The organism is Brevibacillus sp. BD137, from assembly GCF_041644655.1.
In the GTDB taxonomy this organism is placed as follows: Bacteria; Bacillota; Bacilli; order Brevibacillales; family Brevibacillaceae; genus Brevibacillus; species Brevibacillus brevis_D.
Genome location: NZ_JAOTNO010000001.1, coordinates 588,883 through 613,421, shown reverse-complemented (window position 1 = coordinate 613,421; position 24,539 = coordinate 588,883). Strand labels below are relative to the sequence as shown.

The following is a 24,539-nucleotide window of genomic DNA, read 5'->3' as shown; positions in this document are numbered from 1 at the left end:
ACGTGCATGATCAGTTTCTCATAACGATCAACCATCCAATCCTCAAAAATCATAAAGTGCACGGTCAGGAACTGTTGCCCGGATTAGCCCATATTGATCTGTTGTATCAAATGTTTCGAGAAAATGGCCATGATTACCGCGAGCTTGAGCTTCGTAATCTAACGATCTATCATCCGATCATGGTCGGTCAAGATTATGATGTCATGCTGAGCATTCAGTGCACGCAAGGCAAAGCAGGACAGTGGCAGATTCGGATGGAGGGTCAGACACAGCGCAACGGCATTTTAGACTCGGAGAAAAAGCTGTATGTCACTGCTGAAATGCATCACCATGCTTCCGCGCAGTTCGATGAAACGCTGAATCTTCCCTTGCTAGAGCAAGCGGCAAACAAAAAGATCAATCTGCATGACGTGTATGAGCAATGCCGCCGTCAGGAATTGGTGCATACAGGTTTTATGAAGGCAGAAGGAACGATTTTTGAAACAGATTCAGCGGCGGTACTAGATCTATCTCTTGGTAAACATGCCCTTCCCAGTGCGGAAGGGTTCATGTTTCACCCAACATTGATCGATGGGGCTGCGATCGGTTCGATGGTATTATTCACTTCAATAGTTCAAGAAGAGCAGCGACTATTTTTACCGCTTTTTTATGAATCTTTTCGCGCCACAGCTCTATTACAGCAGCATTGCTTTGTCAGCGTCCAAACCTCATCCATCCAACGAAAAAATGAACTGATGTATATGACGATGGAGTTCTTTGATCGTTCAGGCAAAAAAATTGCACATTTGCAAAATTTTGCGGGCAAGTTAGTTCGTGATCCTGGCCTGATCCAACCATCAAAGCAAACCGTATCTCTGTCAAAGGAATCGAGTAAAGCACAAGCTTTTTTACAACAACTGCTGGCAGATCGATTACGAGTTCCAGCCGCGTTGATTGATACGCAGATTGGTTACTATGAAATGGGGCTGAACTCACCGGGCTTGTTGGAAGTGGTGAAGGCTGTCGAAGCGAAAGTAGGAGCGCCACTGGCTCCTACTTTATTGTTTGAGTATACGAATATCGCCGAGTTGGCCGCCTATTTGACCGAGAATCATGATTCCGCATTCAGTGGGCTTGATTTGATGAATCAGGAAGGTGGACAAGAATGGCCGCAACCTGCGAGAGTTGTAGATTCATCAGCAAACACCAAGAGTCATGCAGCGATCGCTGATGAAGAAATTGCGATCATCGGGATGGCGGGGCGTTATCCAGAGGCAAGAAATCTCCAAGAATTTTGGATGAATCTAAAAGAAGGCAAAGACTGCATCAAAGAAGTCCCGATATCTCGCTGGGATTGGCAGCGGTTTGGAGAACTCAAATCCCCATCTGGAAAGCAGATGTCCAAATGGGGAGGGTTTATAGAAGATCCGGATTGCTTTGATTCTCCCTTTTTCAGAATATCGCCGCGGGAAGCAGAGACGATGGACCCCCAGGAGCGTTTGTTTTTGGAAACATGCTGGGAAGCGATGGAAGATGCAGGCTATACGCCAAAGACGATTGTTCCGCCTCGTGGGAGCAGTAACAGGCGGCAGGTTGGTGTCTTTGTTGGCGTGATGCACAAGGATTATTCCCTCATCGGAGCGGAAGCGATGTCCCGGGGCGAAATGTTCCCGTTATCCTTGAACTATGCACCGATTGCCAATCGCGTTTCTTATTTCTGCAATTTTCATGGTCCGAGCATGGCGATTGACACCGTATGCTCATCCTCGCTGACGGCTGTTCATTTGGCGCTGGAAAGCATCAAGCGCGGTGAATGTGAGGTAGCATTGGCGGGGGGCGTCAATTTATCCTTGCATCCTGGCAAATACTTGTCCTACGGCATGATGGATATGCACGCGAGTGATGGCTATTGTCATACCTTTGGCAAGGATGGCGATGGGTATGTTTCGGGAGAAGGCGTCGGTACGGTCGTATTAAAGCCATTGCGAAAAGCGATGGAGGATGGCGATCATATTTATGCCGTGGTCAAAGGAAGCAGTGTGAACCACGTCGGATCGGTGAGCGGGCCATCCGTGCCAAGCCCTGTTGCGCAGGCAGAAGTGATTACAGCCTGCCTGGAGAAGAGCGGTGTGGACGCGAGAACGATCAGTTATGTGGAAGCGCACGGGACTGGAACGTCTTTAGGCGATCCGATAGAAATTCAAGGATTGGTGAAAGCGTTTCGTCAATATACAGAGGATCAGCAATTTTGTTCAATAGGCTCGGTGAAGTCAAATATCGGACATGCAGAATCTGCGGCGGGTATCAGCGGTCTGCAAAAAGCTGTTCTTCAGCTTCACCATAAAACGCTTGTTGCTTCCTTACATGCCAAGGAAGTGAATCCGTTTATTGATTTTGCACAATCTCCTTTTTATGTACAGCAGCGGACAGAAGAATGGAAATCGGTGATCGTGGAAAACGGTCAAGAAGTCTCCGTTCCGAGACGAGCAGGGGTAAGTTCTTTTGGAGCTTCGGGGTCGAATGCCCATATTATTTTGGAAGAATACATCCCAGCTGAAACAAAGCCGAAAGTAAGAGTAATTGGCCATAAAAATAACCCAGTGTTGATTCCGCTATCCGCCAAGAATAAGGAACGATTGCAGGCTTATGCGCAAAAAGTAGCGGACTTTCTAAGAGAGGTATCATCTGACAATCACCTTCAAGAAATGCTGGAGAAGAAGCTCCGCAAGATTTTATCCAGTATTATTCATGTGGGAGAAAACAGCATTGAGATCGAACAAGAGTGGCATGAATACGGAGTAGACCTCGTTCAACTCACACAGCTCAAACAAAAACTGCAAGAGGAGCTACCTATTCAGCTAGATATCAAGGAGTTTGATCAAAGCAGCTCCATTGCTTCCGTCATCGCTTCTCTCATGGATAACCATCGAGATGAGATAGAGGGAAAAGTTCAGACTTTTTCTGATCGAGAAACGCAAATCGATCTGGAAAATGTGGCGTATACCCTGCAAGTTGGACGAGAAGCGATGAAAGAACGAGTAGCCTTTGTCGTCGAGGCTATACCCGAGCTGATCGGAAAATTGGAAGCTTATTCGAGAGGCGAGAATACGATCGATCATTGTTGGGAAGGGAGCTTGAAGCCGAACAACGACCAAGACCCTCAACAACTTATTCAGAGCTGGATTGCTGAAGGCAACATCAGAAAAATAGCTGAATATTGGGTGACAGGCAATGAAATGGAGTGGGAACAGCTTTACATAAATAACAAACCGAGACGTGTTCCCTTGCCGACGTACCCATTTGCGAAGAATCGTTATTGGATTCCGGAAAGCAAAAGTAAATCGGTAAGCGGCAAGACAGCAGCTTCACTCACGGGAGAAGCTGCCATTCAGCCACTGTTGCAGCGAAATACTTCTGATTTTTCTGTAACTAGGTTTAGCTCCACATTTACAGGTCAGGAGTTTTTCCTATCAGATCATGTCGTGAAGAAGCAGAGAATCTTGCCGGGAGTTGCCTATCTGGAAATGGCGAGAGCAGCAGCAGAGCAAGCAACGGCTTCCTTGACAGAAGAACCAGCCAAGATTGAACTCAAAAACGTGGTTTGGACACGGCCAATTGTTGTGGGGGACCAACCTGCACAGGTACATATCGGTCTTGTTCCCGAAGAGAATGGTGAGATTACTTTTGAAATCTATAGCGAGCTGGAGGCCATGGATGCAGAACCCGTCATACACAGTCAAGGCAGCGTCATGCTTCATTCTGTTGCGGAGAAACATGCCCTGAATCTGCCATCCTTACAAGTAGAGTGCGGTCTACGAGCGTTTTCATCCGAACAGTGCTACAGCATTTTTCATGCAATAGGAATGGAGTATGGGTCGGCTCATCAAGGAATTGACACCTTGTATGTAGGGAAGGGGCAAGTTTTAGCCAAGCTGTCCTTGCCAGCCTCCGTCTCCGAAATGGAGAACCCTTTTGTCCTGCACCCAAGCTTAATGGATTCTGCTTTGCAGGCATCTATCGGGCTCATGATGGTTGAAGAAGAGACCCCAACAGCGGATGGTCATTCAAGCCGCAAGCCGTCCTTGCCTTTTGCCATGGAGGAAGTTGAAATTCACAACAAGTGTACAGCCTCTATGTGGGCGTACGTTCGTTACAGTGCCAACAGCAGCGCAGATGACAAGATACATAAGCTGGATATTGATGTATGCGATGACCAAGGAAATGTTTGTGTACGAATAAAGGGATATTCCATGCGAGTGCTGGAGGACGGGAAGCAAGCAAGCCATGTTTCTTCGAGCATCGCTTCTTCTGTAACCTCTCTGGAGCCTCCTGTGGGGAATCTCATGCTGTCCGCTGTGTGGGATGTGACTTCAGTCGAGAAGGGGCAGCTTTTCCCTACTGCGGATGAGCAGGTTGTCATTGTGGGCGGAAATGAAGAGAATGGGAGCGCCATTCACCAGTACTATCCAAGAGCAAAAGTATTGTCCATTCAGGCTGAGAATACGATTGAGGAAATCGTACACCGACTGGAAGAGCTTGGTTCCATTGATCATCTGGTGTGGAGCGCTCCTTTTGATGCGATAGACTCCTTGGCGGATCATCGATTAATCACGGGGCAAGATCAGGGAGTGATTCTATGCTTCCGAACGATTAAAGCCTTGCTTCGCTTGGGATACGGAGGTAAGGAGTTGGGGTGGAGTGTCATCACGGTTCAATCCCAGCCCATTCGCCGTACAGATGTTGTGAATCCCTGCCACGCCAGTATTCATGGGTTAATTGGATCGATGGCGAAGGAATATCCAAACTGGAAGATTCGACTCGTGGATGTAGAGTCCGAATCTGAATGGCCATTGGATGATATGTTGAGGCTGCCAAGAGATCGTCAGGGGCGTCCGTGGGTGTATCGCCAGGGTGAATGGTATCGCCAGCAGTTGCTTGCCGTCGATCATCCTCCGATTGATCAGACACGTATGAAGCAGGGTGGCATTTATTTGGTGATTGGCGGAGCCGGTGGCATTGGCGAAGCATGGACCGAATATATGATTCGTACCTATCAAGCCCAGATCATATGGATTGGTCGCCGTCAAAAAAATGAAGAGATTCAAGCGAAGATAGATAGACTTGCCACTTTTGGACCAGCACCAGACTATATAGCAACGGATGCAACGCAGCAGAAGGATTTGCAACAAGCCTATGAACAGATCAAGCAAACGTATACACGGATTGACGGCGTTGTTCATTCTGCCATGGTCTTGGTGGAGGAGAGCTTGGAACATATGCAAGAGGAAGGCTTCCGAGCAGTGCTTTCGTCAAAAGTTGATGTGAGTGTGAACATCGCAATGGTGTTTGAGAAGGAGCCTTTGGATTTTGTCTTATTCTTCTCTTCGCTCATGGCAGTTACGAAAGCTCCGAAGCAAAGCAACTATGCGGCAGGATGTACCTTTAAGGATGCCTATGCCCATCAATTGACCCAAGCATGGCCATGTGCGGTGAAACTGATCAATTGGGGATATTGGAGCAGTGGGCAAGCGGAAGATTCTCATCAGGAGATGGTAGAAACCTATCGTCGCTTGGAGCAAATCGGCATTGGCCTTATTCAGCCGCAAGAAGCAATGCAAGCCATAGAGACACTTCTCGCAGGAGCCATGGATCAGATTGCTTTCATGAAGATCACGAAGCCTGTTGTCATTGAAGGGATGAAGGTAGAGGAATGGGTGGATGTTCATTCTGCACAGTATCTATCCATGCTACAGCTGTCTGCCCATGAAAATGAAGGGCTTGCTGATGTCGTGACGGCCTTTATCAAGGAGAGATTGAAGCAGGATTCATCAGCGCGAGTGCGGATTCTCGAACTCGGAGGAGCGGGCATAGAATCTACCAGTTCCTTGCTTTCACCAAAATTACATGCCTATCAATCATTTGTGAGCTTCCACGTTTTTGATCCAGAAGCGGCGTTAGGTGAACAAGGAAGGAATGCTGGTGAATACGACCTGATTATCACAGCTGATAACCCACACACAGCTCAACAAATCCGCCAAACCCTGCGTACCTGCAAGAATCTCTTAAAAAGGAATGGTCTGCTTCTAATAGAACAGATGACCGATCAAAACGTACGCAAAGACCTCGCAGCAGGTCTTTCACTACCTCTGGAAGCTTGGCAGAAAGCATTGAGAGATGAGGGCTACCGAGTCGTTTCCTATCCACAGATGATGATAGCGGAGAGTGACGGCGTTGTCCGAAAGTCCAAACAACAACAGAAATTAATGGAGACATCTGGCTCAACTCTAGCCATTCCTTCTCATGCAGACAGAGGAACAAGCACAGAGGATATGCTTCGTGAGAAAAGCACAGCCTATTTCAAGCAATTGGTCGGAGAGACACTGAAAATTCCATTTGACCAGATCGACTCTTCTGCCGCTCTGGAGGAATATGGCATTGATTCGATTATGATTGTGCAAATGACGAATGTCCTACGGAAAAAATTACATCAGATCAGTACGACCCTCTTTTTTGAATATCAAACGATTGATGCGCTGGTCGAGCATTTCATGACAACACAAGCGGATGAATTACTCGCATTAGTAGGAATAGACGAACAGCCGTCTGTTCAAAAGCAAATAACCAACGCAGCAGCTTCTGCAAAAGAGCAAGCTGGCTCGGCAGTTCGAAAGGCAAAGTCCCGCCGTTTCCTGCAAGTTCTTGATACGGATGCAGAAAAACCAGCAGCGCCGTCCAGACAGGATGTGGCGATCATTGGTCTTTCAGGTCGTTATCCGCAAGCGGGGGATGTCTGGGAGTTTTGGACTCGCCTGAAAGAAGGGAAGAATTGCATCACGGAAGTGCCGAAGGATCGTTGGATTTGGCAAGAATATTTCAGCGAAGAAAAAGGAAAAAGAGGATACATGTACACCAAATTTGGCGGTTTCATCGAGGATATGGATAAATTCGACCCGCTCTTTTTCCAAATCTCGCCTAACGAAGCAGAGCAGATGGACCCACAAGAGCGCTTATTTTTACAAACGGCATACGCCAGCATGGAAGATGCGGGCTACACTCCTGCCACGTTAGGAGAAAGCAGAAAAATTGGTGTGTTTGTGGGTGTCATGAATGGAAATTACCCAGCAGGAACGAGCTACTGGTCGATTGCGAATCGAGTTTCCTACTTGTTCAATTTCCAAGGACCCAGTCTAGCAGTGGATACGGCGTGCTCCTCTTCTTTGACCGCGATTCATTTAGCCTTGGAAAGCCTGTATAGCGGTACAAGTGAATGTGCCATCGCTGGCGGGGTCAATTTAATTGTCGATCCGTTCCACTATATTCGACTGTCTGGAGCGACAATGCTATCTGCTGGTGACCGCTGCAAGTCGTTTGGCGACCAAGCGGACGGCTTTGTAGATGGAGAAGGTGTGGGAGCTATCGTATTGAAGCCTCTGCAAAAGGCGATGGCAGACGGAGACCATATATACGGCGTGATCAAGGGAAGCATGCTCAATGCAGGCGGCAAAACAAATGGATATACCGTTCCCAACCCCATCGCGCAGTCGCAGGTCATCCACGAGGCATTGCAGCGGGCAGGAGTGGATGCTCGTGCCGTCAGCTACATCGAAGCCCACGGTACAGGTACCGCTTTGGGCGATCCAATCGAGATTGCGGGACTGACTCGCGCATTTGGACAATACACGAAAGACAAACAATTCTGCGCCATCGGCTCGGCGAAGTCAAACATTGGACATACGGAGAGCGCGGCAGGAATTGCAGGATTGACCAAAATATTGCTTCAAATGAAGTATGGTCAAATCGCACCATCCTTGCACGCTGAGGTCAAGAATCCAAACATTGATTTCAGGGATACACCATTTGCGGTTCAACAAAAGCTGACAGAGTGGCAAAGACCAGTCATTGAAATCAACGGAGTAACCAAGGAGTATCCGAGAATCGCTGGGCTATCATCATTTGGGGCGGGAGGAGCCAATGTCCATATCGTCATCGAAGAGTATCGCGAAAAAGATAGACAGCCCGATCGTGACATTCAGCCAGAGCATCCAAAAGTGATTGTGCTCTCAGCGAAGAACGAAGAGCGCCTATTTGCTCAAGTGAATCAAATATTGAAGGCGGTCAAAGAAGAATCATTCACGGATGCCGATCTAGCTGATATCGCTTATACGCTTCAAGTAGGGCGGGAAGCGCTGGAGGAACGCTTGGCTGTTATCGTCGGATCAGTGGATGAGCTTGCGGAAAAACTAACACATTTTGCAGAAGGCGCAGAGAACATTGCCGAGCTGTATCGTGGGCGAGTGAAACGCAATCATGACACGGTAGCTCTTTTTGCTGATGAAGATATGAAACAAACAGTAGAGACATGGATGGCCAAGGGGAAATTCGCAAAACTGATGAACCTTTGGGTCAAGGGTGTCTCTTTTGATTGGAACAAGCTTTATGGTGAAGATAAGCCGCGCCGCGTCAGCCTGCCTACTTATCCTTTTGCCAAAGAGCGGTACTGGATAGATGTTCAAAAGCCAATGGCAACAGGGGGGACTGGGGCTTCTTCCGCTAGCGGCGATATCCTCCATCCATTGCTTCATAAGAATACTTCTGACCTCTATGAGCTGAGATACAGCTCGAGTTTTACAGGGCAGGAGCCGTTCTTGGCTGACCATCTAGGAAACGGGCAGCGCTTCTTTCCACTCACTGCTTATCTGGAAATGGCACGGGCGGCAGTGAAACAGGCAGCAGGAGATAGAGCGGGGACTTTATCTGGAATCCGAATGTCTCATGTTGTCACAGATGATCCGCTATTGGTGGGCGACGATCTGGTTCAGGTACACGTAGGTATCTATCCAGGGGATACAGGAGAGCTTGCTTATAAAATCTACAGCGAATCGAATGAAGATGATACCAGGTCAGTGGTACATAGCCATGGTATGGTCGAATTCACTTCGTTCGTTGAAATACCAACGTTGGATCTACCTGCCTTGCAAGCTGAGAGCAGTGAGATGCTTACTGCCCGAGAATGCTACGAGCTGTTAAAAGAACGTGGAATGGCTGATCATTCTAAATTTCAAGGGATTGACCAAGTATACAGGGCGCAGGGACATGTTCTGGTAAAACTCTCCTTGCCTTCGATTACCATGGAGACAGCCGAACAACTCGTTTTCCATCCTAGCCTGCTGGAGTCTCTGTTGCAGTCATCTCGTTATCTCATCACGGAGGCTACATCATCTGACAGCATTCGCTCCATCCAACTAGACGGTACTTTTACCCTTGAAGAGCTGGAGATATACGAGAATCATCCTGCTGTGAAGTATGCTCTCATTCGATTCAGTGATAATGTCCAAGCGGAGAATGAGACTGCGACATTAGATATCGAACTATGCGATGAGGCAGGCAGAATAGGCGTAGGGATGAGAGGCTTTTCAATGGGGAGTGAAAAACGGGGTGCGACGGTTGGAACCACGATGCTCACTCCAGTATGGAATGCCGTGTCCGTAGAAAAAGGGGAAGTCATTCCAGCAACGAGTGATCAAGTCGTCATCGTTTGCGCCGAAGAAAAGGACGGAAGTCTCCTTCAACGTGATTACCCCCAAGCTTCGGTTATCCAGCTAGAGCCAAGTGATTCGATAGAGGTAATCGCAAGTAAGCTGGAAGAGCAGGGTGTGATCGATCACATCATGTGGGTGGCTCCTGACACTCGTGTGGAATCTGTAAAAGACGAGTCCTTGATGAACGACCAGGAGCGGGGCGTTATTCAAGTTTTTCGCTTGATCAAGGCTTTGCTTGCGTTGGGGTATCAGACGAGAGACTTGGGCTGGACGATCATTACTGTGCAAGCGCAGGCTATCTACAAAAAAGATCCGATCCATCCAACACATGCCAGCATCCACGGATTAATCGGATCGATGGCGAAGGAATATCCGAACTGGAAGGTAAGACTCGTCGATTTGGAGGCGCATACCGAGTGGCCGCTACGTGATATTTTTGCTTTGCCTGTCGATGCACATGGAAACGCTTGGGCATATCGTGGACACGCATGGTATCGTCAGCAGCTATTGCCCGTGCAGAGTCTTTCCATTAACCAAACCGTCTACCGACAACATGGCGTCTACGTTGTGATTGGAGGCGCAGGTGGGATTGGACAAGCGTGGAGCGACTACATGATCCGAACCTATCAAGCTCAAATCATTTGGATCGGTCGTCGTAAAAAAGAGGAATCGATTCAGAACAAAATCAATCAACTGGCTACCCTAGGACCGGAACCGCTCTACATCGAAGCCGATGCTACGGATCGCGAGTCGCTGCAATCTGCTTACGAAGAGATCAAGAAGCAATATGGCAAGATTAACGGCGTGATTCATTCTGCCATTGTTCTCCTCGATAGAAGTCTGGCGAATATGGACGAGATGACCTTCCGAGCCGGACTGGTACCAAAAGTGGAGGTAAGTGTGCGGATGAGCCAAGTGTTTGGCGAGGAAGCATTGGATTTCGTCCTGTTTTTCTCTTCGATTAACTCGTTTACGAAATCGCCTGGACAAAGCAATTACGCCTCAGGCTGCGCCTTTAAAGATGCTTTCGCCCATCAGCTTGCCGAGGAATGGACGTGTGCGGTGAAAGTAATGAACTGGGGATACTGGGGCAGTGTTGGAATCGTTGCGTCCAAGGGCTATCAGGAAAGAATGGAACAGATCGGCATTGGCTCGATTGAACCTTCAGAAGGGATGGAGGCATTGGAAGTCTTGCTATCAGGTCCGATGAATCAAGTGGCGCTGATGAAAACGACCAAGCCACTCGTGACGGAAGGAATCAATACAAACGAATCTGTTGCAATCGTTTCTAACAAAATTTCCTCAAGCATGGCAAGCATTAAAAACAAGGTAAAAAGAAAAGAGATACCAAAAGCAGCTTACTTTACAGCAGAAATGGATACAGACGGGAACAACTTGTTTGATGACGTACAAGCAACGATCATTCAACTCGCCTCTCTCATCCTAAAGGTAGAGAGCGAAGAAATCGATACGGATATTGAACTGAAGGAGTACGGATTCGACCCAGTCAAGCTCACCGAGTTTTCTGCCAAAATCAATCAAAAGTACAAGCTAGAACTGACACCTGCTGTGATGATGGACTACCCAACGCTTAAGCACATCACGGAATTTCTAGTCAATACCACCCTGAAATCTCAAACAGACAGAGAACAGGACAAACCGGTTCTATACGTGTAAGCCGAAGGAGTGCCTAGAATGAACAAAATGGACGAGCTTCTCTTAAAGTTACTGTGGGGTCAAATGCAGTCGCTTGGCTGCTTTACGGAAAAGAATCAAGCACTCAGCGATCTCAAAAGAAAAAGCGGTCTGCTTGACTTATATGACATGTGGCTCGAAGAAACGGTTTCTGTTTTGGCCCGGAATGATTATCTCGTTTACGATAGCGCTACGTCTACCGTGATCGATCCTGCTCCCATTTCCAGTACGGCTGTCTGGCAGGAATGGGAGCAAGAAAAAGAAGTCTGGCTAAAAAATCCGGATACGAACGCGCAAGTCAAGCTAGTCGAGGCAACCTTGCGTGCTTTACCGCAAATTCTCACTGGAAAAGTGAGGGCCACAGAGGTCATCTTTCCCCATTCATCGATGGAATTAGTCGAGAAGGTATACAAAAATAACTCGGTCTCCGACTACTTCAATGAAGTACTTGCGGATACAGTGGTTGCTTTTGTAGAGGAACAGCTGAGCCAAGATTCTGCGGCTCGAATTCGCATTCTCGAGATTGGTGCAGGTACGGGAGGAACGAGTGCCGTCGTTTTCCAAAAACTAAAGGCGTATGAAGCGCATATCCAGGAATATTGCTACACAGACCTCTCCAAAGCCTTTTTCATGCATGCAGAAAAAGAGTATGGCCCAAGCAATCCTTATTTGACCTATCAGATTTTTAACGTAGAAGAGCCAGTGATGGGACAAGGAATTGATTTGGGCGGATATGATGTTGTCATTGCAGCAAATGTCTTGCACGCCACCAAAAATATTCGCCAAACCGTGCGTAACACGAAAGCCGTTCTAAAGAAGAACGGCTTGCTTTTCCTCAATGAAATGAGTAAAAACTCCATCTTCCTCCATCTTACCTTTGGTTTGCTGGAGGGATGGTGGCTGTACGAAGACCCAGAGCTGCGCCTTTCAGGCTGCCCTGGGTTATCTTCGGCAACGTGGCAGAGAGTATTGGAGGAAGAAGGATTTCAGTCGGTCTTTTTCCCAACAGAAGAGGCGCACGCGATGGGGCAGCAGATTATTGTGACCGAAAGCGACGGCGTGATCCGCCAGCAGCAAATAAAACAACCGCCTAAACCGAAGAAGAGCGTAAATACGGAACAACCAAAAGCAAAGAGGCTCAACACACCCTCCGCTCCTAACGGAAAGGCACTCGAGGATGTCCTACGAGAAAAAAGTACGGAATACATCAAACAGCAGATCGCTGAAACACTGAAACTGCCGAGTAACAAGATGGATGCTTCCGAGCCTTTAGAGGCATATGGTATGGATTCCATTTTATCTGTACAACTCATCAATCAATTTCGGAAAATTTTCGGCGAAACCATCAGCGGTACTTTGTTTTTTGAATATCAGACAGTAGATGATTTAGTCGAGCATTTACTAGAGACACAAAGAGAAGCGCTGATTTTGCTGACAGGATTGGATGATCACAAGCAGGCACAGGAGCCAAATCGAACGGAAGATCCTGTTGAACGAGACACAAGAAAAACGAGAGCATTTGCGCCATCTGCCCATTCGCAAAGGACGACGTACAGGCCTGCATCCTCCGGTAAAATAGCGATTATTGGCATGAGTGGGCGTTTTGCTCAAGCGAACAACTTGGACGAGTTTTGGGGGAATTTGGTACAGGGTAAAAAGTCTATTTCAGAAATTCCAGGTAAGCGTTGGGATTGGACAGCGTATTATCATCCAAATCGAGAGGAAGCCATTTCCCAAGGAAAAAGCTATAGCAAATGGGGGGCGTTCTTAGAGGAATTTGATCAGTTTGATCCGTTATTCTTTCAGATGACTCCGCGAGAAGCAGAAAATATAGACCCTCAAGAGCGCCTATATTTAGAAGAGTGCTGGAAGGCGTTAGAAGATGCAGGCTATGCTTCATCCAAGATGTCTACGGAGCTCCGCAAGCGAACAGGGGTTTTTGGTGGCATTACGAAACAAGGCTTTCATTTGTATAGTACGGAAACCACCCATCACTTTCCGACAACCTCGTATTCGTCGATGGTCAATCGGGTTTCGTACTATCTCAACTTACAGGGTCCGAGTATGCCGATCGATACGATGTGCTCCTCCGCTTTTGTAGCGATTCATGAAGCATGTGAATACATCCGAAACGGGAAGGGAAGTATGGCGATTGCTGGTGGAGTGAATTTGTACACACATCCGCTTACCTACTTCGGTCTGACTGTGGGGCAGCTCATCTCACATACTTCTGACAGTGCTGCCTTTGGGAACGGCGGAATTGGTTTTGTGCCAGGCGAGGGAGTAGGGGCAGTTGTTCTCAAGGATTACGATCAGGCTGTACAGGATCGGGATCATATTTATGCCGTGATACGTGGTACCGCTGTCAACCATAAGGGCAAAGCCAATAGCTACATGACACCAAGTCCCCTCCCCATTGCAGATGTGATGGAAGAAGCGTTGAAAGAAAGTGGACTGGACCCTCGATCCATTAGTTACCTAGAAGCTTCCGCCTATGGATCAGACATCGTTGATGCCGTCGAGATGACAGCGGTGACGAAAGCTTTTCACAACCGTCAAGGAGCAGAAGGGGACTATCGACTCGGTTCGGTCAAACCGAATATCGGGCATTGTGAATCGGCTTCCGGCATGTCGCAGCTAATGAAAGTGATTTTGTCCTTACAGCATCAGACGCTGGTTCCAACCCTGATTCCTGACGAATTTAATCCGAATATTCCATTTGATCAACTTCCCTTTCAATTGCAGCGAGAGGTATCGGAATGGAAGCAGGTCACCGTAGATGGGCAGACAGTCCCCCGACGAGCAGGTATTACCAGCTTTGGCGGTGGTGGAGTGAATGCCCATCTTATCGTGGAGGAATACAACCACAATCCATCTTCGAGGAGAGTAAACGAGTCAGAACCAGAGCTGTTTGTCTTTTCAGCTAAGAATAAAGAAAGATTGCAAGCATACATTCATCGCTGGATTGGTTATTTGAATAAGAACCAGCATATCGATATAGCGAATACAGCCTACACCATGCAAATCGGAAGAGAAGAAATGCCTTGCCGTTTGGCTGTCATCATCAATAATCAGACAGAGCTTTTAGAGCAACTGGAACGCTGGTTGGAACATCAAGAAGAGACGGAGCATTGCTTTTTTGGCGATCTCAAGGAAAACAAAGAAATGATGCCAGACCGAGTTGCTCAGGCAGTCAAACCGGGAGAGATAAGGGAACTGGCAAAATTATGGGTTCTCGGCAATCCTATCCCTTGGCAGAAGCTGCATGAAGGGAAGGAGTTATCCAGAGTAGCTAAGCTCCCAACCTATCCGTTTAAGAGGAGAACGTGCTGGATAGAACGCAATCAAACGAATCGCACTAGGAGGGAGACGAGCATGAGATCCGCTCATCCAGAATTCGAAAACAAAGCCGTTGAAATTTACACATATAGCGCCAATAGCAGCGAAGCGGAGTTTTCGGAGGATTACTTGACCGTATGTCCATTTGACAAGAAGATTCCAGGCTTTTCAATGAGCCGCGTCATTTTGAACCCGGAAAAATATCCGTTGGAAAGAGAAATGGTAAGAGAGAAGCAAGTAGAGATGCGCCAGGTGCTTTTTTGTAAAGAAAATTTCTCGCGTGTGCAAAAAGTGCTGGACTTCGGATGCGGTCACGGGACAGATGTGATTCAAATAGCAGAGCTCTATCCGCATATCAAAACGCATGGATTTACGATTACGAAGGCGCAAGCTGAGCTAGGCAATCAACGAATCGCGCAGAAAAATCTAGGGGCTCGTGCGAAAATTTTCAATAAAGACAGCTCTAAGGATGCCTTTCCCGATCTCTACGATATTATCGTCGGGATTGAAGTGAGCTTCCATATTCGAAATAAACACGGACTATTTCAAAATATCTCCGCTTCTCTGAACGAAGAAGGAACCGTTCTGTTGATCGATTACATAGCCAATACGCGAGGACCAATCGTAGACCAGAACGTCGAAGTCAGCATTCCCACCGTACAAGAATGGATTGAGCTTTTAGCGGAGCATCAGTTAGTGATCGATGAAATCATTGACGTATCGCCGCAGATTGCTAACGCCTTGCATGATCCCGATGTGGAACAGTACATCAAGCATCTGCCTAAAGCTGTACAAGATTTATATATCAATACGGTGAATCAATCCATCTCTCTCGAACGAGGGTGGATCAGTTATTGCTTGTTTAAACTGAAAAAGGCTCCGCATCTTACGTACACGAAGCGTTGTGAATGGAATGCCAGCAAACTATCGAAGAAAAGACCTTATCCAGAAGCGTTAGCGGAAATGATACACAGCGGTTATATTCCGTATCCGAAACAGCAAGCGAGAACTCTGCCGAATCCAAATCAGCATGACGACAGCTCTCATTGGAAGCGGGAAACCATCAAAGAATCCTTGGTTGAGGCTTTTGCTGCCGTTTTAGGTCTTCAACCCGAAGAACTGGAAGAAGTAGAGACCCTGAAGGATATGGGGATTGGCTCACTTAACGCCGTTGCCTTATCCGAAATGATTAACAGCAAATTCAATCTGAAGCTACCGACCAGCGTTGTGTTTGAACATAATACGCTAGATGCACTGGCAAGCTATATTGCTAGCCATTTGCAGCAAGACGAGCCTAGCCAGCTCCATTCAAATAAACCATACGTGTCGGATGCTCAAAATCAACCAATTGCATCTGAATATTCTGAACGAAAACGTAATTTGTCGTCAGATCAGTTCATTCCAGATCGGACAAAAATCAAAGCGAGCCTGATGGAGGTCTTTTCTACCGTTTTAGGCTTGAGACAAGAAGAGTTGGAAGAAGTGGAAACCCTAAAGGACTTGGGTATTGGATCGCTTAATGCCGTTCAACTATCCGAAGCTATCAATAGCAAGTTTCATTTAAAACTACCAACGAGCGTCGTGTTTGAGCATAATTCGCTAGAAGCATTGGCGAGCTACATCGCGACTCATCTACCAGAGCGACAACCAGCGCAGGCAGAAGCGTTTGATAGAAATCACGGAAATCTGGAAGCGAAGCCAACGTATACAGAGATAGTCCCATCGCGAAATATTGCCTACGATCCACCTAGAGCAGCATCCGATGATATTGCGATCATTGGGATTTCCTGCCGCACAGCAGGTGCTCGGGGGCAAGATGAATTCTGGGAGCTTGTCAGTGAGGGCAGAGATTGCATCAAAGAAGTGACCAATCCAGACTGGCGTGCCTTTTTCAAAGAAAATGCACTCGTCGATATGCCAATCAAATACGGGGCGATGGAGGATATTGAATATTTTGATCCAGCGTTTTTTAAAATTTCTCCGACCGAAGCCCAATCGATGGATGTCACGCAGCGCATCCTTTTACAAGAGAGCTATAAAGCATTAGAGGACGCAGGTTACACCCCGTCCATGCTGAGGGGACAACCTGTTGGAACGATCATTGGCGCTATGGCGGGAATGACCGTAGAACAAGATTTCTCTCATTTTGGCATGCTCGGATCAGATACGAGTATACTCGCCTCGCGAATCGCTTATTTCCTTGACCTGAAAGGACCAGCGTTAGCTGTGAACACAGCTTGCTCATCCTCATTGGTTGCGATCGATATTGCTTGCCAAAAGCTGAAGACGGAAGAGGTCAATCTTGCTATCGCAGGAGGAATTACGATTTATTCCCATCCTGCTCCGTTTATCTCGATGAGTAACGCAAGGATGCTATCTCCTACAGGGGAGTGCCGCCCGTTTGACAATGGTGCGAATGGCATTGTCGTTGGGGATGGGGTTGGTGTTGTGATTTTAAAAAGATTGCAAGATGCAGTACGGGATAACGACAGCATCTATGGTGTTATCCGCGGCAGTGGAACCAATCAGGATGGACGAACATTGGGCATTACCGTGCCTAGCTTCCAAGCGCAAAGCGACCTGCAAAAATCCATTTACGCGAAAAAACAGATTGAAGTGGAAGACATTCAATATATCGAGGCGCACGGAACCGCGACAAAATTAGGGGACCCTGTAGAGATTCATGCGCTGAGTGAATCGTTCCGCCAATTCACGCCGAAGAAACGATTCTGCGCAATTGGTTCTTTGAAAGCCAATATCGGGCATACCACAGCGGCGGCTGGGGTGTTGAGTGTCATTAAGGTTTTACTCAGCATGAAAAACAGAAAGATGGCTCCTTCGATCCATTTTGTCAAAGAGAATGAACACATTGATTTTGAAAACAGCCCTGTTTATGTGAATACCAAGCTGCAGGATTGGCAGACCAATTCCAAAGGCTCTCGATTGGCTGCGGTCAGCTCTTTTGGCTTTAGCGGCACCAATGCTCATCTAGTGATCGAAGAGTTTGATAGAAGTAACATAAGATCCGCTACTCCTGATGAGGGTCAAGAGATCGCGACGGGAGTCTTCGTGCTGTCAGCTGAATCACGTGAGCAACTAGTGGCCTATGCCAAGCAAACCAAGGCATTTGTAGAGAAGCACCCTGATGTGAACCTGGCAGATTTCCTGTACACCTATCAGACTGCAAGGGAACCCATGTCTCATCGAGTAGCAGTCGTGGTACACAGTAAAGAACACCTCATTGCGCAGCTAGAGCAATTCATACAAGGGAATGGGGAAAAAACGGCTGATCTGTTTATCGGAGAAAAAAACAAAACGGGCGGCATCAAGATCGGTGATACAGAAGAGGGAAGGGATTTTATCCGCAATCTCGCTCTGAACAAGAAAATCAAAAAGCTGGCGGAGCTATGGGTTCATGGGAACGAAATAGAGTGGGAGGCTCTTTATTCAAAAGGAATGGTGAGCCGTCTATCAGGTCTGCCAAGCTACCCATTTGCCAAGGAGCGATACCATTTACCCAAAGTTGTCGTACGCAACCAAACCCATCAAGAAGCCGCCGCCACCACGGAACTGACAGCAGATAAACAGGGGATTAGAGCAGCAGATATAGCCCAACCAACGGAGGTAACTCGTGTTCAGACTGAAGAAGACGACACACAACGTAATGAACTCGTGAGAAAAATTGCTGCAGCTTGGGAAGAGGTACTTGGCGTGAAGAAGGTTGATATCCATAAAAACTTCCAAGACCTGGGCGGCGATTCAATCATGGCCACTCAGATTATTTCCAGATTGAAAAATAGCTTCCCGGTTGATTTGAATCTGGACAATCTCTTTTCGGCGCCAACCGTTGCAGGAATGGCGGAGCTGGTTGAAGAGGAACTAATTGCTGTTATTGATGAACTTCCAGAAGAGGCGATTTTGGAGCTATTAAGTTGATGAATTCAACATGTGGGAAGGAGCAATCCGATGATCAACGATAAGGAATCCGCGAAATCAAGAGATGAGATACTTGCCGAGAGCAGATCGAAGCTTTCTGAGAAGAAACTGGCCTTGCTGGAGAAGCTGAAAGGCTCAAAACTGGAGACGAAAAAGACAGGGATTCCACGGCGTTCAAGAGAGGGCTTTGTGCCCCTCTCTTTTGCCCAGCAGAGACTATGGTTTTTAGACCAGTTGGTACCAAACAGTCCTGCTTATAATGTGGTGGCCGCCTTCCATCTATCGGGTGAGCTTCACACAAACATCATGGAGCGGTGCGTGAATGAAATCGTGAAGCGCCATGAAGCCCTGCGAACCACCTTTCAAGTCGCAAACGGAGAGCCTTATCAGCTAATTGCTCCTGCGTTGCAAATTCCATTTCCCATCGTCGATCTGACAGGACATCCCGAGGCAAAGAGGGAGGATGAGTTTCGCCGACTCGCAAAAGAGGAAAGCTTGCATGTTTTCGATTTAACCAAGGGACCCCTGTTGCGTGTTACGTTATTCAAACTCGGCGAGGATTTGAACATCCTACTTTTGAACGTTCACCATATCATCATTGACGGTTGGTCTGTTGGGGTTTTCTTCAGAGAAATGGTTCTGCTTTATCAGGCCTATCTGGCGGGCAAGCCTTCCCCATTGCCTGAGCTTCCGATCCAGTATGCGGATTTTTCAAGCTGGCAGCGGGAGTGGCTTCAAGGAGAAGTGCTGGAGAAACAGCTATCTTACTGGAGAGACACTCTTGGAAAAGAAAGCAGCGTGTTAGAGCTGCCAGTAGACCGTACAAGACCTCCCATCCAAACGTTTCAAGGAGGGAGCCTAAAGCTACAAATTCCCTCTTCCCTTTCCCATGCCATAAAAGCGCTGAGCGAGCAGGAAAATGCCACGCTGTATATGGTCATGATCACTGCGTTAAAAATATTGCTGCACCGTTACAGCGGGCAAAATGATATCCGGGTGGGAGTGCCCGTAGCAAACCGTAACCGAGTGGAAATAGAAAATTTGGTTGGATTTTTTGTAAATACGTTGGTTCTCAAAACGGATGTTTCCGGCAATCAAAGCTTTAGAGAGCTGTTGTCACGTGTGAGAGAAACAGCGAACAGCGCATACAGGCATCAGGACGTACCGTTTGAACGATTGGTGGATGAATTGCAGCCTGAGCGTAATATGAGTCAAAATCCATTATTCGAAGTCTGCTTTGTGTTGCAAAACTTTCCAATGCCGAAAAAATCGGACATGTCTGCATTAGGCTTTTCCTTGGTCAAATTTGAAGAGTTCCGTAACAACACATCCAAGTTTGACCTCTGGATTCAGGTTGTAGAAAAAGGGGATATCCTTGACCTCGACGTTGAGTTCAATTCTGATATTTTTAATGAATCGACAATCAGTCGTCTGCTAGAAAGCTTTACAGTCGTGCTGGCAGGTATTGTCGCGAATCCGAACCAGCTGATTGCTGATTTGCCGATTTTGACCGCTGCTGAAGAGCAAAAGCTGTTAGTTGAATGGAACGATACAAAGACGTACTACCCAGAGCAAGATATGTGTCTTCATGAAATAATCGAAGCGCAGGCTGCCAAAACACCAGATGCGCCAGCCGTTATTTTTGAAGAGGTGCAACTCACTTACCGTGAATTGGATCATCGGGCGAATCAACTGGCGAATTATCTCCGTAAACAGGGGGTAAGAGCGGAAACACTTGTGGGTATTTATATGGAGCGCTCCTTTGAGATGGTCATTGGGCTGTTAGGTATCCTCAAAGCAGGCGGAGCCTACGTTCCCCTAGATCCGAGCTATCCGCAAGATCGGGTGGCCTTTATGATCACGGATGCGAATCCTTCTTTCCTCTTGACTGCGGAGGCACTGAAGAACACGCTGCCTGAGTACGGTGGACAACTCATTTGCCTCGATTCAGATTGGGAGACAATCGGCATGGAGAGCCATGTGGCGCCTGCAAGCGGAGTCAACAGCGACAATTTGGCGTACATGATTTACACCTCAGGTTCTACTGGTAAGCCAAAAGGGGCGATGAATGCCCATCGCGGTATCGTCAACCGACTTTTGTGGATGCAGGAACAATATCAACTGAATGAAACCGATCGGGTGATGCAAAAGACGCCTTTCAGCTTTGATGTATCGGTATGGGAATTTTTCTGGCCGTTAATGACGGGCGCTTGCATGGTAGTAGCTCGTCCAGAAGGACACAAGGATACGACCTATCTGGCACGCCTGATCAAAAAAGAGAAAATCACCACCATGCACTTTGTTCCTTCGATGCTTCAAGTATTCCTGGAGGAGACGGAAATTAGTGGCTGCGATACGCTTCGACGCGTCATTTGCAGTGGGGAAGCCTTATCTTATTCAACGCAGGAGCGCTTTTTCGAGTGTCTCGATGCGGAATTGCACAACCTGTATGGTCCTACCGAAGCGGCGATTGATGTCACGTACTGGGCATGTCAAAAAGGAAGCAAGCTTAGATCCGTGCCGATTGGACGTCCTGTGGCAAACACCCAAATCTATCTGTTAGACGAGCACTTAAAGCCTGTTCCCGTAGGTGTCTCTGGCGAGCTGCACATCGGTGGTGTGCAACTGGCTCGCGGATACTATAACCGACCTGAGCTGACAGAAGAGAAATTCATCCCTGATCCGTTCAGCAAAAAAGAAGGGGCACGCCTTTATAAAACAGGGGACTTGGCGCGTTACATGCCGGATGGAACCATCGAGTATTTAGGCCGAATTGATTTTATGGTCAAACTCAGAGGGTTCCGTATCGAGCTGGGTGAGATTGAAGCTGTATTAGATGAACATCCACGTGTACAAAAATCGGCTGTGATCGTACATGAATCCGAGCAAAGACCAGGGCATAAGCAGTTGGTATCTTATATCGTGCCAGATTCACAGTCCAAGGAACAATTGAAAAAGGCAGCAGAAGAAGCACTTCCTGCGGAACAGGTATCAGAATGGCAGGATGTCTTCGATAAAGCCTATGATGATGAAAATAAATATGAGGCCGATTTTAACATCACCAGCTGGAACAGCAGCTATACGGGTGAGCCTCTTTTAGCGGAAGAAATGCGCGAATGGGTCAATTCGACGGTGGATCGTATCCTAGCCCTGCAACCGAAAAAGGTACTCGAAATCGGGTGCGGTACAGGGCTGTTGTTATCTCGAATTGCGCCTCATTGTGAACAATATTGGGGAACGGATTTTTCGTCGATGGCGTTGGATTATATTACTGCGAATCTGATCAACCAACGAGAGGATTTATCCAATGTCACCCTGCGTAAGAGCTATGCGGATGATTTTAGTGGGCTAAAGGGACAGAAGTTCGATGTGGTCGTGCTCAACTCTGTTGTGCAGTATTTCCCGGATGCGGACTACCTATTGGATGTGCTGAAAAAGGCCATACATGCCATGAATGACAAAGGATCGATTTTTGTCGGTGATGTTCGTAATCTTTCATTACTGCAAACCTTCCTCACTGAGGTAGAGATGGAAAAGTCACCGGGGACGTTGACCATGGATCAATTGCAGCGCCGCGTGCAGAAACGAATGAGACAAGAGCAGGAGCTGGTTATCGATCCTGCCTTTTTCTATGCGCTTCAAGAGCAGTTGCATCAAATCAGCCATGTAGAAATCAAGCTGAAGCGTGGAAGTCATCATAATGAATTAACACGCTATCGCTATGATGTGGTTCTTCATCTCGGCAAAAAAGTGCAGCCGATTGAGAACTTTTCCTGGCTGGATTGGCATGAAGAGGGACTCCAAAATATAGATGGACTTCGCCAAATCATGACCAAGTATAAACCGCAAATCTTGGGTCTTACGAATATTCCTAATCTACGGTTGGACAGGGCGAATCGATACCAGTCGTTGCTTGCTGACAAAGATGTAGTCAAAACGGTGGAAGAGCTAAGAACAGACCAAAACCTTCAAGGCATTGGAATAGACCCTGAGGAGCTTTGGAAGTTGGGTGCTGAGCTTCGATACAGCGTAGATATCGCTTGGATGGGGGATAGAGAGGATGGCAGCTATGAAGCTGTGCTCCGACCTGAGCATTTACTAGAAAAAAGACAGCGTAACACAGTGGTCACCCCGTGGCACCGTCAAGTGAAGAACTACCAGCCGATCGAATCGTATGCGAACGATCCTTTGACAGACAGAGTTGCTCGCCAGTTCATTCCAGAGCTGCGCAGTTATTTACGGGATAAGCTGCCAGATTACATGGTTCCGTCCATCTTTGAGTTTATCAAGGAAATGCCAGTGAACATGAATGGAAAATTGGATCGCAAAGCGCTTCCTACGCCGCTTATGGAAGTGCCAGAGATGGAGGGAGATTTTGTACCACCGACGACGGAGACGGAAAAAATTCTTGCCGATGTTTGGGCTGAAATATTGGGCTTGGACAAGGTTGGCATACATAATAGCTTCTTCGGATTGGGTGGCGACTCCATTCATACCATTCGAGTGGTTGCGAGAGCAAAACAACACGGTTTGGAATTGACTCCACAGCAAATTTTCCAATTCCAGACGATAGCTGAACTGGCAGAGGTTGCAGGTGCGGCTTCCACCCAAAGTGCGAAACGAACGGCAACAGTAGAGTTACCCACGCTTGATAAACATCAGCTGGAACGGATAAAAGCAGACAACCCATATATGGAGGATGTATATCCGCTGACGATCATGCAAGAGAATATGCTCTATCGATACAAACATCATCCAGAGCCCGGTTTAAATGTGGTTCATCATGCTTTTCGCATCGAGGGTGGTCCTTTCCACGTAGCTGCTTTTGAGCAGGCATGGCAGCATCTTATCCAACAATTCCCTGCCTTGCGAACCTCCTTCATCTGGGAAGAGCTGGAGGAACCGATGCAGATCGTGCATGAGAAAGTAGATATCCACATCAAACAGGAAGATTGGCGCGGCATTCCGGAAGAAAATCAACAGGAACAACTTCAATCCTATATTCAAAAGCTAAGACAACAAGGATTCGAGATGGGCCAAGCACCACATGCGCATTTGGCTCTGCTTCAAGTAGGAGAGGATGTCTACTACTTTATTTACGTCTTCAACCTGATGTTGCAGGACGGCTGGAGTTATACGTTGATCGTGAAGAGACTTTTTGAATATTATCAAGCGTTTTCTCAAGGGAAGGCGATTGATATTGTGCCTGTATATCCGTATCGGGACTATGTTGTGCTACAAAAACAGCAGGATTTAACGGATGCCGAGCTGTTTTGGAAGAAAAATCTGAAAGGAATGACCAGCTCCACTCTTGAATGGGCGCAAGCGAGCAGGAAGAATCCTTCTGCTGACGAGCCTCCTTATTCTCAAGAAAGGTTCATCGTATCACCAGAAGTCTCCTCGGCGTTGTTATCCTTGTCCAAGAAGTATCATCTGACGCCATATACATTGGTACAAGGAGCTTGGGCATTGCTGCTCCACCATTACAGCGGCAAGGAAGACGTTGTATTTGGAACGATTTTCTCCGGCCGTAGTATAGCGATGATGGAGGTCGAGCATTCTGTCGGGCTTTTCTTCAATATTCTGCCCATTCGCGTGAGCATTGAGCAAAACATGAGGTTCTTGTCCTGGCTCCAAAACATGCAGTCCAAGGTAGTAGAGACGAGTCAATATGAATACACGCCGTTGAAAAAAATATACGAGTGGTGCGATATTCCACGGGATCGGCTTTTGTTTGACAGCTATCTGGTGAGCGAACAGCTCCCAGATTTCTCTTCCGTGTTTAGAGGATTTCATGATGTCCTCGGTGCTACCATCTATGATTCGATCGCGCAGACGGAGCATCCATTACGAGTCGAGATCCTTTTCTATGAACAAGTGCTAGTCTTGCATATCAACTACTATCGTCGCTTCTTCCACGATCAGGAAATTAGCAGTATGCTGCAGCACTTGAATGCTCTTTTAGAAGGATTGGTAGCGAACCCAGAGCAAAAGGTAAGCGAGCTAATCCGTGAGATGACGCATCATCCCCAACACTAAATTTGCGAACAA

3 protein-coding genes are annotated in these 24,539 nt (G+C 47.3%); all 3 read left to right on the top strand.

The window, feature by feature from the left end; all coding sequences use genetic code 11:
* Nucleotides 1–2 precede the first annotated feature (2 nt).
* From ODZ53_RS03160 to ODZ53_RS03150, 3 genes are read left to right on the top strand one after another with little or no spacing between them, the layout of a single operon-like run.
* Nucleotides 3–11,195: an SDR family NAD(P)-dependent oxidoreductase gene (locus ODZ53_RS03160; RefSeq protein WP_372675882.1), complete on the top strand. Its 11,193-nt coding sequence runs from the start codon at nucleotides 3–5 to the stop codon at nucleotides 11,193–11,195.
* Between the two features lie 18 nt (nucleotides 11,196–11,213).
* Nucleotides 11,214–18,488 (top strand): beta-ketoacyl synthase N-terminal-like domain-containing protein, encoded by a 7,275-nt coding sequence (locus ODZ53_RS03155; RefSeq protein ID WP_372675881.1) that lies wholly within the window; start codon nucleotides 11,214–11,216, stop codon nucleotides 18,486–18,488.
* A gap of 30 nt (nucleotides 18,489–18,518) precedes the next feature.
* Nucleotides 18,519–24,527 (top strand): amino acid adenylation domain-containing protein, encoded by a 6,009-nt coding sequence (locus tag ODZ53_RS03150; RefSeq protein WP_372675880.1) that lies wholly within the window; start codon nucleotides 18,519–18,521, stop codon nucleotides 24,525–24,527.
* The last annotated feature ends 12 nt before the right edge of the window (nucleotides 24,528–24,539 follow it).

Excerpts from the sequence above, each read along its gene's own strand:
- ODZ53_RS03150 (WP_372675880.1), top strand. The coding sequence starts at position 18,519 with ATGATCAACGATAAGGAATCCGCGAAATCAAGAGATGAGATACTTGCC.
- ODZ53_RS03155 (WP_372675881.1), top strand. The coding sequence starts at position 11,214 with ATGAACAAAATGGACGAGCTTCTCTTAAAGTTACTGTGGGGTCAAATG.